Here is an 11989-nt window from a genome sequence, read left to right as displayed (position 1 = left end):
TGTCCGCTAATATAATAATGAAAGTACGTAGAAAACAATTATTCAGTAGCTTGTTGTTACTATTGCTTTTATTTTTTGGAAAGGCATATGCGCTTTATTTGAGTTCGGATATTTCTTCATTAGAACCTAATAATAGTTTTTTTTCAAAACCGTATGTTAATGATACGAAAAAGGTAAATTTATATACTTTTAGTGCTTATCAAATTGATAAACCAAACGAAAAAGAACAAGGAAACGCGATTAAGGATGGGGAAATTATTTTCACTCCATTGAAAAAAGTCCTACTACCAGGAGAACAGGAATATTTTAAAATTTTTTATCGTGGTCAAGAAGATAATAAAGAACGTTATTATAAGATTGTGATTAGTGAAACAGCCCTTGATGTTCAAAGTGATAACAGGCAAAACCGACAATCTTTATTTTATCCAACAGTCAGTTTGGAAACTTACTTTGTGGTAAGGCCTAAAAATATTGATTTTAAATATGAAATAAATAGTGATAGCGGCGTATTGAAAAATACAGGAAATACTTATTTTCGTGTATTGATTCATCAAAGCTGTGAGGTTGATGAAAATGAGGTGCCATTAATGCTGTATCTACTACCTCAGCAAGAGTTTCGTGATAGTAGTATGAAAAAGAAAAGCCGTAAGTATATCGTTATTTTTAATAAATATTATTCAATTGGTAACTGCGAAGGGGCTAAGTAGAGTAAGAAAGCCACTCATCAAGCGGGCTATTTTTCAGTATGGGCCAATGATAAGCCAGAGATTAGCCAGTCTCTGGCTTTTTTCTTATGATTTGAAATATAACCCCTTTTGGAGCCAACCTTGCTTAGGTTTACACTCGGAAGCAGTCGGTAGTTTTTCATACTTTTTTTGCCTAAAACTTTGCCTATTATCACTATTGTGGCAGCTAAATGCTTAAGATGGATAAATCACCTTGATCCCAGACCGTGAACTCAGGTTTAATAAGACTAGTCAATTGCGCAAAAATGTAAGCCCTAAGGGATATTTTGCGCAATGGAATGGATTCAGCTTTGCAGCAGTTTAATTTTTTTCGATCTGCTGCCATGAACATAGCAAATATTGCGGTATGAATGGAATTACGTTACTTTCAATCACTCTGCTCATAATATTCAAGTTGTCATGTGTAAGCTCTTGTGGCTAATGGTATCAGTTAAAAGACTGAAAAAGTTGTTATGCATTGATAAACTGAATGGTTGGTGTGTAGGTGTTAATAGAAGTAGAAGTATTTATATCGCGTTGTAAAAATTGGTTTAAGTACGTTTTTATCCTACCTGGAGTATACTGATGACGACTCGTAAAACCCTTGCTAATGCTATCCGCTTTCTAAGTATGGATGCGGTTCAAAAAGCAAAATCAGGGCATCCTGGCGCGCCAATGGGCATGGCTGATATTGCTGAAGTGCTGTGGCGTGACCATATGAATCATAACCCAGCAGACCCACACTGGGCGAACCGTGACCGCTTTGTATTATCCAATGGTCATGGCTCTATGTTAATTTATAGCTTGTTGCATCTTGCAGGTTATGATTTACCTATTGAAGAGTTAAAAAACTTCCGCCAATTACATTCTAAAACACCGGGTCACCCTGAATATGGTTATACTCCAGGTGTTGAAACTACGACAGGTCCTTTAGGGCAAGGCATTGCAAATGCAGTCGGTTTTGCTATCGCAGAGCGCACATTAGCAGCGCAATTCAACCGTCCTAGCCATGATATTGTTGATCACCATACTTATGTTTTCATGGGTGATGGCTGTATGATGGAAGGTATCTCTCATGAAGCCTGTTCTTTAGCGGGTACTCTCAAATTAAATAAACTGATCGCTTTTTATGACGACAACGGCATCTCGATTGATGGTGAAGTTGAAGGTTGGTTTACTGATGATACAGCAGCACGTTTCGAATCTTATGGCTGGCATGTGATCCGTGATATTGATGGTCACGATGCAGCGCAAATCAATGCGGCTGTTAATGAAGCGAAAAACCAAACAGACAAACCAACGCTGATTATGTGCAAAACCATTATTGGTTTTGGTTCGCCAAATAAAGCGGGTTCTGAGTCTGTCCATGGTGCACCTTTGGGTGATGCAGAAATTGCAGCAACACGTGAAGCATTAGGTTGGAACTACGGCCCATTCGAAATCCCTAAAGATATTTATGAAGCTTGGGACGCGCGTGTTGCAGGTAAAGAAAAACAAAGCGCATGGGATAAAAAATTCGCAGCGTATACCGCTCAGTTCCCTGAGTTAGCGGCTGAGTTTACTCGTCGTATGAACGGTGAATTACCAGCAAACTTTGATGTTGAAGCGAAACAGTTTGTTGAAAACCTACAACAAAACCCAGCGAACATTGCAAGCCGTAAAGCATCACAAAATGCTTTAGAAGCGTTTGGTAAAGTATTACCTGAATTTATGGGTGGGTCTGCGGACTTAGCGCCAAGTAACTTGACCATGTGGTCAGGTTCGAAAGCATTGAATGTTGACCTTGCAGGTAACTACATTCATTACGGTGTACGCGAATTTGGTATGTCAGCTATCATGAATGGTATTGCATTACATGGTGGTTTCATCCCTTACGGTGCAACATTCCTGATGTTTGTTGAATACGCACGTAATGCTGTTCGTATGGCCGCGTTAATGAAAATTCGCAGCATCTTCGTTTATACACATGATTCTATTGGTCTGGGGGAAGACGGTCCAACTCACCAACCAGTTGAACAGTTAGCTAGCCTGCGCGTTACTCCAAACCTCAGCACATGGCGTCCTTGTGACCAAGTTGAATCTGCGGTTGCATGGAAATATGCCATTGAGCGTAAAGATGGCCCAAGCGCACTGATTTTCTCTCGTCAGAATTTAGAGCAACAGCCACGTACTGCTGAGCAACTAGCGAATATCGAGAAAGGTGCTTACATCCTAAAAGATTGCGCGGGCACTCCTGAGCTAATCTTTATTGCGACAGGTTCTGAAGTGGAATTAGCGGTTAAAGCGGCAGAACAACTGTCAGCAGAAGGCCGTAAAGTTCGTGTTGTATCCATGCCTTCTACCGATGCATTCGATAAACAAGATGCGGCTTACCGTGAAGCGGTATTACCTGCAAATGTTAGCGCACGTGTTGCTATTGAAGCTGGTATTGCCGATTACTGGTTCAAATATACAGGCTTAAATGGCGCCATCATCGGTATGCATTCTTTTGGTGAGTCTGCACCGGCTGAAGAGCTATTCAAAGAGTTTGGCATTACCGTAGAAAAAGCGGTTGAAGCGGCTAAGTCTTTATTGAAATAAAAATGTTAAGGAATTAGCAGGGGTTTACGGCTAATTCCGGTTATGTGACTTAACAACGCCTGACGATGAGTTGGGCGTTGTTTTTTTGTGCATGAATATCTGCTTTTCTATTGCGTTCTGTAAATATATCCCTTAATCTAACTCTAGATAAGCTGAAGCGTTTCAGTTGAGTAGCGTAGAATGAAAATTTTTTCAAAAAATGTCGGTTGTAGCACATTTTTGATGTTTGACTGTTAAAATGAGCAGTAGAGTTAATGTGAGTCAGTTATCCTTATGGCCTGCTGAAGTTCTCTGGTTATTTTAGTGACTCACTTCAGGTTTGAATGTAGTAAGTGCTTATGTTTTATACTAAATAGTTAGCAGCTAATGACTTCAAATCACAGGTTTAAATATCATGACTAAAGTCTGTTTACGGGGTAAGTTGAAAATAAACTCACATGCGTCAGCAGTCTTTAGCAACCGTATGATTTTGCTTATATACAAGGTACGCAATGGCTATCAGGGTAGCAATTAATGGCTTTGGCCGAATCGGTCGCAGTGTATTACGGGCGTTATATGAAACTAGCCGCCGAGCCGAAGTTCAAGTTATCGCAATTAATGAACTCGCTGAACCGGAAGGGGTTGCGCACTTGCTAAAGTATGACTCTAGTCATGGGCGGTTTGCGTGGGATGTAAGGCTTAGCGGTGAACTTTTACAGGTTGGTGATGACAACATTCGCTTATTTCACCAAGCCGATATTGGTGAGCTACCTTGGAAAGAATTAGGCATTGATATCGTTCTTGATTGTAGTGGGGTTTATGGCTCGCGGGATGATGGCTTGCAACATTTAACCGCAGGGGCAAAAAAAGTATTATTTTCACACCCCGGTACGGATGACCTTGATGCCACGATCGTGTATGGGGTTAATCATGAAAGCTTAACGGCAAGCGATAACATTGTTTCTAACGCGTCTTGTACGACAAATTGCATTATCCCGATTATCAAATTACTGGATGACAGCTTTGGCATTGAATCGGGCACTGTGACCACTATCCACGCCTCCATGAATGACCAACCCGTTATCGATGCTTATCATAAAGATTTACGCAGAACACGTGCGGCAAGCCAGTCGATTATTCCAGTTGACACCAAATTAGCTGCGGGGATTACCCGTATTTTCCCTAAATTTAAAGATCACTTTGAAGCGATTTCCGTCCGTGTACCCACGACCAATGTGACAGCGATTGATTTGAGTGTTACCGTACATGACGATGTTTGCGTCGAAAAAGTGAACCAACTATTGCGAAGCGCTGCACAAGGGCATTTTCGTGGTATAGTGGACTACACAGAATTACCGCTCGTGTCGATGGATTTTAATCATGACCCGCACAGTGCTATCATTGATGGTACGCAAACGCGAGTTAGCGGAAAACATTTAATTAAAACCCTGGTTTGGTGTGATAACGAATGGGGGTTTGCTAACCGGATGCTAGATACTACACTAGCGATGGCAGCCGTCGGTTTCGGCGAACAGGTTTAAACTAATTGGCTACTGACAGACAACGGACACTATCCTAGATAGCTTCCGCGCAGTAGTTAATAGCAACTTTATAGAGAATCAACAAGAGGATTCACCATGTCTGTAATTAAGATGACCGATTTAGACTTAGCGGGTAAACGTGTTTTCATCCGTTCTGACTTAAACGTCCCTGTAAAAGATGGCAAAGTTACTTCTGATGCACGTATTCGTGCTTCATTACCAACCATTGAAGCTGCTCTTAAACAAGGCGCTAAAGTCATGGTCACTTCTCACCTTGGCCGCCCGACCGAAGGCGAGTACAACGAAGAGTTTTCACTGCAACCTGTTGTTGACTATCTGGCCGACAAAATTGATTACCCTGTTCGTTTAGTTAAAGACTACTTAAACGGCGTCGAAATCGCAGATGGCGAATTAGTTGTTCTGGAAAACGTTCGCTTTAATAAAGGCGAGAAAAAAGACGATGAAACGCTATCAAAACAATATGCAGCACTATGTGATGTATATGTCATGGATGCATTTGGTACGGCTCACCGTGCGCAAGCGTCAACTCATGGCGTTGCAAAATTCTCTCCAGTTGCTTGTGCGGGTCCACTGTTAAGCAATGAACTGGAAGCGCTGGGTAAAGCGTTGGATAACCCTGCACGTCCAATGGTGGCGATTGTGGGTGGCTCTAAAGTATCCACTAAACTGACAGTATTAGATTCTCTGTCTAAAATTGCTGACCAACTGATTGTAGGTGGGGGGATTGCAAATACCTTCATCGCAGCTGAAGGGAACAATGTTGGTCGCTCTTTGTATGAAGATGATTTAATCCCAGAGGCGAAAAAACTACTGGCTAACTGCCAAATTCCAGTGCCGACTGATGTCCGTGTTGCAACCGAGTTTTCAGAAACCGCAGAAGCAACATTAAAATCAAGCACTGAAATTAAAGATGACGAGCAAATTCTGGATTTAGGTGATAAGTCAGCAGAGCGTTTGGCCGAAATCCTCAAAAATGCAAAAACCATTTTATGGAATGGCCCTGTTGGCGTGTTTGAGTTCCCTAATTTCCGCAAAGGAACTGAAATTGTGGCGAGAGCAATCGCAGATAGCGACGCATTCTCTATCGCAGGAGGTGGTGACACCTTAGCAGCTATCGATTTATTCGGTATCGCTGACAAAATTTCATATATCTCTACGGGCGGTGGTGCTTTCCTTGAGTTCGTTGAAGGTAAGAAACTCCCTGCCGTTGTGATGCTAGAAGAACGAGCTAAATCGTAATTAATTTTTTCATACACAACAGGCAGCGTAGGCTGCCTGTTCACCACAGGACCTTTTCACATGTCTAAAATTTTTGATTTTGTTAAACCGGGTGTTATCACGGGTGATGATGTACAGAAAGTTTTCGCAGTTGCCAAAGAAAATAACTTTGCATTGCCAGCAGTGAACTGTGTTGGTACTGATTCAATTAATGCGGTACTTGAAGCAGCAGCAAAAGTACGTGCACCAGTTATCGTTCAGTTTTCAAATGGTGGTGCTGCATTTATCGCAGGTAAAGGCCTGAAAGCAGAAGGGCAACAAGCAGCAATTTTAGGTGCAATCTCAGGTGCTTATCACGTACATCAAATGGCAGAACATTACGGTGTTCCAGTTATTCTGCATACTGACCACTGTGCACGTAAATTACTGCCATGGATTGATGGTTTACTGGATGCAGGTGAAAAACACTATGCGAAAACAGGTAAACCACTGTTTTCTTCCCATATGATTGACTTATCAGAAGAATCTTTAGAAGAAAACATTGAAATCTGTTCTAAATACTTAGCGCGTATGGCTAAAATCGATATGACTCTGGAAATCGAATTAGGCTGTACTGGCGGTGAAGAAGACGGTGTTGATAACACTGGTATGGATAGCTCAGAACTGTATACTCAACCAGAAGATGTTGCATACGCCTATGAGAAACTGAGCGCAATTAGCCCTCGTTTCACTATTGCGGCTTCATTTGGTAACGTCCATGGTGTTTATAAACCAGGTAACGTACAGTTAACGCCAAAAATTCTGCGTAATTCACAAGACTATGTTTCTGAGAAATATAACCTGCCACACAACAGTTTAGATTTCGTATTCCATGGCGGTTCAGGTTCAAGCGCTGAAGAAATCAAAGAAGCTGTAGGCTACGGTGTGATCAAAATGAACATCGATACTGATACCCAATGGGCTACTTGGGATGGTATCTTACAGTACTACAAAAAGAACGAAGGCTATTTACAAGGTCAGTTAGGTAACCCTGAGGGTGCTGATAAACCTAACAAAAAATACTATGACCCACGTGTATGGCTGCGTAAAGCACAAGATTCAATGGTTGTTCGTTTAGAGCAGGCATTTAAAGAATTAAACTGTATTGATGTTCTATAATTGATACTGATTTAATTTTTAATAAACCCCCGGTAAGGTGACTTATTGGGGGTTTTTTATTTGTTTAATCAAGTTGTTCACCTGAATGTGAGAGTAATTTTAAAAATAATGACTCACTTTGTGTGAGGGGTTTGCTGGCTTCAGTGATAGCACAAATTCGGTTATGAAAAACGGGAGAGTGTTCCACTTCTATAAGGGAATGGCGAAAATTAATTTGAGATGCGTAATTTTCAGGCAATATTCCGACATAGTGACCTGATGCAATAAAGGTTGCGACAGCTTCAAGCCCCGCAGCTTCAGGGCCTTTATTAAATTCACCTGAAGCTAGAATACTTTCTGTGAATGGGTGAGGGCGGTAGACTAATGCTAGATTGTGCTTATTTGGAGCGCTTTTAGCCGAAATATACAGCTTATGTTTTTCAATAAATAAAAATTGGTAATTAAAACGGCTATTTTCATGATATTGCCCCCTAATACCAATATGAATAGTTCTATCACTAAGTGCTCGGTTTAATTGGTTATGGTTGAGTATAATCAGCTCTAATTTAACGTTGGGAGCCGCTTGGGTGAATTGAGAAATGGTGGATGAAAGGTGGCAAAGTGGGTCAATCAAGATATGTTCAATAACACCAATCACAAGTGTCCCAGATAAAATTCCATGTAACTCATCTACTTCTGTCTTAATATTATCCAAAGCTGTCAAGGCCATGTTAGCTTTTTCAATCACTAACAAACCCGATTCTGTGAGTTTAAAGCCTGCAGGGCCCCTTTCACAGAGCTGTACTCCCAATTTATCTTCAATTTCACGGATATGACGGCTTATTGAGGCTTTAGACATACTGAGTTTTTTCTCTGCGATAGAAAAGCCCCCCGCCTCAGCAACGGAAATAAAAACCCGCAATGATTTTAAATCTTTTTCAGTTAATTTTTTATTATGCATATTTATACCTATTACGTGAAATCAATCACTAATTGTTAATTTAACTTACTTTCTATTGAGACACAAATAACATAATTGATATGTTTTTATTTTAATTTTTAAAATTATTTTTTATTTCAGAAAAGGTTTCATTTTATGAAACCATAGGATCAAAAATATCACTTTTATTCTTAGCAGATATGTATATCTTAAAGTTGTAGTTGTTAATAAATTATTACCAAAGTGGCGCCACAAAATAATAATTAATCCAAATATATATAAATACAAAAGGATTCTAATTTATGGTCACAGATGAAATGTTAACAATAAAACTGGATATGATTACATTTACAGCATTAGGGGCCTTATTATTAATTGCGAGCAATGTAATTATAAAAAAGTTTCCATTTTTTATGAAGTATTCGATTCCTAGCCCTGTTATTGGCGGGTTTATATTTTCCGTCATTATGTGGTTAGCATACCAATTTAATATTGTAGAACTAAGTTTTGATAATACATTATATGATTTATCTATGTATGTGTTTTTCGTCACTATAGGTTTGATGACGGGGGTTAAATTACTTGTTAGTGGCGGTAAGATATTATTATTGTATATGGTTATTTGTTGGGGGCTAGCGTTCGCCCAAAATGGTGTTAGCCTTGGCTTATCTTATGTTTTAGATATCGAACCATTAATTGCGATGATGGCGGGTCAAGCCTCCATGCAAGGTGGCCACGGTATGGCGGCTTCTTTGGCTCCTCTTATCGAATCTTTTGGTTACGACCAAGCACTGAATGTCGGACTCGCCGCTTCAACATTTGGGCTGATCGCCGGCTCAATATTAGGTGGGCCAGTAGGAAACTGGTTGATAAAAAGAAATAACTTAAAAATTGAAACCGATCATATTGATTTGGATGACTTAACTGAAAAGGAAAGTAAGGAAGATAAGGTCACGCCTCAGCAGTGTATCGTCACAGGGGCCGTTATTTTATCAATACTTGCTATTGGTATGCCAACAGCTAAATGGATCAGTGAAGCTACAGGGTTTACTATTCCAGGACATATTTTTAGTTTATTTGTTGGTGTTATTTTCCATTCATTTAATGAAAGAAAACCAATTATCAAAATATCGCGTAGTACAGTGGTATTAATTTCAACAATATCGTTAGAAATGTTTTTAGTTATGGCGATGATGAAATTAAAGCTTTGGGAACTTTACGAATTAGCATTGCCATTAACCATAATATTAATCACTCAGGTTATTGCAACAGTGCTCGTTGCTATATTTATTGTTTATCGTGCATTAGGGCGAAATTATGATGCTGCTGTCATGTCTGCAGGGTTTATTGGTCATGGGTTAGGTGCGACACCAAATGGGTTAGTCGTAATGGATGCAATTTGTAATAAATATGGGCTGTTTTCGCGAAAAGCCTTCATCATTATCCCTATTGCCGGAACGGTATTAACAGATATTGTCGGAGTTCCATTATTTGTCTTTTTAGCCAATACATTTGGCAGCTAATTAAGAAATAAAAATAAATTTAATAAGGATTATGTTATATGAAAAAATTAACGACACCTCCTCATGTTGGTCATAAAACATTTTTATATTCAGAGCTTGTGACTGACTTGACCAATATTGAAGCGGATATTGCCATACTAGGGATGCCATTTAGCTCAGCTTACAGTGCCCATGCTTTTACCAATGATCAGTCGAGGGCTCCACAATATCTACGTGATATGAGTGATAGGATTGTGAGACACCCAGATCATTATGATTTTGATATTGACGGACCATTATTACAAGGGCGGGAAGACATCAAATTTGTCGACTGCGGTGATGTCATCCCTGACTTATCAAAACCATTGGGAGAGCATCACCAACGAGCAGCACAAGCTATTCGGCAATTATTAAGAGCAAATGCACTACCGATTGTTTTAGGTGGAGACCATGGAATTACCACGCCTATTTTGCAAGGTTTTGACGAGGTAGGCCCTGTTACTTTGGTTCATATTGATGCTCATTTAGATTGGCGCGAAGAAGTTAATGGGGTAGATACTGGCCTGTCGAGCCCTATTCGTCGCGCATCTGAAATGAAACATATTGGTGAAATATTCCAAATTGGTTTGCGTGCTCAAGGAAGTGGTCGTCCCGCAGATTACCAAGCTGCCAAAGACCATGGAGCCCATGTTATTCCTGCCTACGAATTGCATGAAGTGGGGATGCAGGCAATTTTAGACCGTATTCCAGATAACTCAAATTACTATATCAGTATTGATGCTGATGGTATCGACCCAAGCATTATGCCGGGGGTTGATGGCCCTGCACCGGGCGGGGTGACTTACTTACAAGCGCGTAGCTTAATTCACGGCTTAGTGAAAAAAGGCCGAGTTGTGGGGATGGATATCGTCGAAATCACCCCAGCTAAGGATATACCCTCGAAATTAACAGGGGTGACCGCGGGGCGTTTTGTCGTGAATTTAATTGGCGCATCGATTCGAGCAGGGTATTTTGATAAGAAATAACTCAACGAACTAATATCGTACTCATCATAAAGTGGGAGATATTTTCCCACTTTATTGACCGCCCGTCGGCGTCCCTTGATGAAACCTTAATTGCCATTGGTTTTTTGAGTTTTTCAGCCAAATAGATGAGCGATGGGTTAACTTTATTTTAATATTTTGTTGTCGCTCAAAACTGGTATAGGTCATTAGCAGCGTATTATCACTCAATAACGTGCAATGATAATCTTCTGAATAAATTGTTTTAGGCTGTTCATCAACAAGTACGGATAAAGTATTGGTCTTATTCGTCGTCCCCCCTGAGCGTCCAAATTCAAAAAAATCCTCATGTAGCACCTCACGAAGGAAATTAATATTCTGCCGGTTAGTTGAAAGATGTAGCTTTTTTTCTACATCAATTAATTTATTAAATAATGCATCCATAGCTAGCGCTCCCCTAATTGTTGAGCCAGTTTTTCGGCTAATTGATTAATTATATCGGAGGTATTAGTGTGAAAATGCATGGCGATTTCCATTTCTTGAGCAACAGGAAAACCTTCTTCTTCTGTTAAAACCCGATGTTGCGGGAGTTTCGCACGTAGAGGTAATAAACTAACGCCTAACCCATCAGCAATAGCGCTCTGGATACCAGCAAGGCTGGAACAGGTATAGGTAATGTGCCAAGGGCGTTGTTCACTATCCAATAGTTTAAACATATCATTGCGGTATAGGCCATTTTCAGGGAAAACCACCAGTGGCACGGAGTCAATATTTAACCGTTTTGCTTGGCTGCTGGTTAACCAACATAAAGGCTCTGGCCAGTGATAGTCGCTTTTAAACTCGCCTTTTTTTTGCTTAACAATGATCAAATCCAGTTCACCATGTTGGTAACGTTGGTGTAATTGGCGGCTTAATCCACTAGTGACTTCTAAGCGCACATTCGGGTTTGCCTGCATAAAAGCAGCTAAAGTGGGAGTGACTTGCCCTGATGCTAAATCTTCAGGGAAACCTAGCCGAATAGTTTGGATGACGGCATTACCTGTTATTTTCATAAAGAAAGTATCATTTAGGGCTAAAATATTTTTAGCGTAGCTAAGTAGGATCTCCCCTGTTTCTGTGAGTGTGAGTATTCGATGCCCACGTATAAATAAAGGGTGCTCCACAAGTGCCTCTAAACGTTGTATTTGTTGACTTAATGTTGACTGCGTCGAATTTAGGTGCTGTGAAGCAACAGTAAAATTCCCTGTTTCAGCAACCGTTACAAAGGTTTTTAATAATACAAAGTTGAGTAGTGGATTCATTTTTTTAATACCTATCATTAAGTTATTTAATTTTTAAATAGCAT

General features: G+C 40.1%; 10 protein-coding genes. 7 read left to right on the top strand and 3 right to left on the bottom strand.

Translation table 11 applies throughout. The annotated features are described in order from the left end of the window. Positions 1-17 precede the first annotated feature (17 nt). The 5 genes from M1F14_RS19970 (at position 18) to fbaA (ending at position 7222) form a co-directional block, all read left to right on the top strand. Positions 18-707 carry a hypothetical protein gene (locus tag M1F14_RS19970; protein ID WP_042847024.1) on the top strand — a complete coding sequence of 230 codons (690 nt, stop codon included), beginning with the start codon at positions 18-20 and terminating at the stop codon, positions 705-707. 603 nt (positions 708-1310) lie between these two features. Continuing rightward, entirely contained in the window at positions 1311-3305 is a 1995-nt protein-coding gene (tkt, locus tag M1F14_RS19965; protein ID WP_042846880.1) for a transketolase, read from the top strand. 491 nt (positions 3306-3796) lie between these two features. Next, complete coding sequence (gene epd / locus M1F14_RS19960) at positions 3797-4825, top strand: erythrose-4-phosphate dehydrogenase (protein ID WP_042846879.1); 1029 nt, start codon at positions 3797-3799, stop codon at positions 4823-4825. Positions 4826-4921: 96 nt separating this feature from the next. Continuing rightward, positions 4922-6085, top strand: coding sequence for a phosphoglycerate kinase (gene pgk / locus M1F14_RS19955; RefSeq protein WP_048608323.1), 1164 nt, complete (start codon positions 4922-4924; stop codon positions 6083-6085). 60 nt (positions 6086-6145) lie between these two features. Beyond that, positions 6146-7222, top strand: a complete 1077-nt coding sequence (gene fbaA / locus M1F14_RS19950) for a class II fructose-bisphosphate aldolase (RefSeq protein ID WP_042846877.1) — start codon at positions 6146-6148, stop codon at positions 7220-7222. A 64-nt stretch (positions 7223-7286) separates the two neighbouring features. On the opposite strand, the gene M1F14_RS19945 is transcribed toward fbaA, so the two are convergent. Beyond that, positions 7287-8162 carry a LysR family transcriptional regulator gene (locus M1F14_RS19945; RefSeq protein ID WP_042846876.1) on the bottom strand — a complete coding sequence of 292 codons (876 nt, stop codon included), beginning with the start codon at positions 8160-8162 and terminating at the stop codon, positions 7287-7289. A 281-nt stretch (positions 8163-8443) separates the two neighbouring features. Here M1F14_RS19945 and M1F14_RS19940 point away from each other — a divergent pair, with 281 nt between their 5' ends. Together M1F14_RS19940 and M1F14_RS19935 are read left to right on the top strand one after the other, a co-directional pair. Then, a complete protein-coding gene (locus M1F14_RS19940; RefSeq protein WP_048608321.1) occupies positions 8444-9664 on the top strand; it encodes a sodium/glutamate symporter in 1221 nt (406 codons plus the stop codon). Positions 9665-9702: 38 nt separating this feature from the next. Then, positions 9703-10668, top strand: a complete 966-nt coding sequence (locus tag M1F14_RS19935) for an agmatinase (protein ID WP_048608319.1) — start codon at positions 9703-9705, stop codon at positions 10666-10668. Positions 10669-10719: 51 nt separating this feature from the next. Here the strand turns inward: M1F14_RS19935 and M1F14_RS19930 are convergent, their stop codons facing one another. Further along, positions 10720-11088, bottom strand: coding sequence for a DUF4440 domain-containing protein (locus M1F14_RS19930; protein WP_048608317.1), 369 nt, complete (start codon positions 11086-11088; stop codon positions 10720-10722). 2 nt (positions 11089-11090) lie between these two features. Continuing rightward, entirely contained in the window at positions 11091-11945 is an 855-nt protein-coding gene (locus M1F14_RS19925) for a LysR family transcriptional regulator (RefSeq protein ID WP_048608316.1), read from the bottom strand. Positions 11946-11989: the final 44 nt, after the last annotated feature.

Origin of the sequence: Providencia sp. PROV003 (assembly GCF_045040775.1) — a bacterium.
GTDB lineage: Bacteria > Pseudomonadota > Gammaproteobacteria > Enterobacterales > Enterobacteriaceae > Providencia > Providencia huashanensis.
Note: the sequence above shows the minus strand (reverse complement) of the source record. Positions and strands in the feature narration are given on the sequence as shown.

Bases quoted from the DNA above. Each gene is read 5' to 3' on its own strand.
- M1F14_RS19970 (WP_042847024.1), top strand. From the start codon at position 18: ATGAAAGTACGTAGAAAACAATTATTCAGTAGCTTGTTGTTACTATTG.
- tkt (WP_042846880.1), top strand. From the start codon at position 1,311: ATGACGACTCGTAAAACCCTTGCTAATGCTATCCGCTTTCTAAGTATG.
- epd (WP_042846879.1), top strand. From the start codon at position 3,797: ATGGCTATCAGGGTAGCAATTAATGGCTTTGGCCGAATCGGTCGCAGT.
- pgk (WP_048608323.1), top strand. From the start codon at position 4,922: ATGTCTGTAATTAAGATGACCGATTTAGACTTAGCGGGTAAACGTGTT.
- fbaA (WP_042846877.1), top strand. From the start codon at position 6,146: ATGTCTAAAATTTTTGATTTTGTTAAACCGGGTGTTATCACGGGTGAT.
- M1F14_RS19945 (WP_042846876.1), bottom strand. From the start codon at position 8,162: ATGCATAATAAAAAATTAACTGAAAAAGATTTAAAATCATTGCGGGTT.
- M1F14_RS19940 (WP_048608321.1), top strand. From the start codon at position 8,444: ATGGTCACAGATGAAATGTTAACAATAAAACTGGATATGATTACATTT.
- M1F14_RS19935 (WP_048608319.1), top strand. From the start codon at position 9,703: ATGAAAAAATTAACGACACCTCCTCATGTTGGTCATAAAACATTTTTA.
- M1F14_RS19930 (WP_048608317.1), bottom strand. From the start codon at position 11,088: ATGGATGCATTATTTAATAAATTAATTGATGTAGAAAAAAAGCTACAT.
- M1F14_RS19925 (WP_048608316.1), bottom strand. From the start codon at position 11,945: ATGAATCCACTACTCAACTTTGTATTATTAAAAACCTTTGTAACGGTT.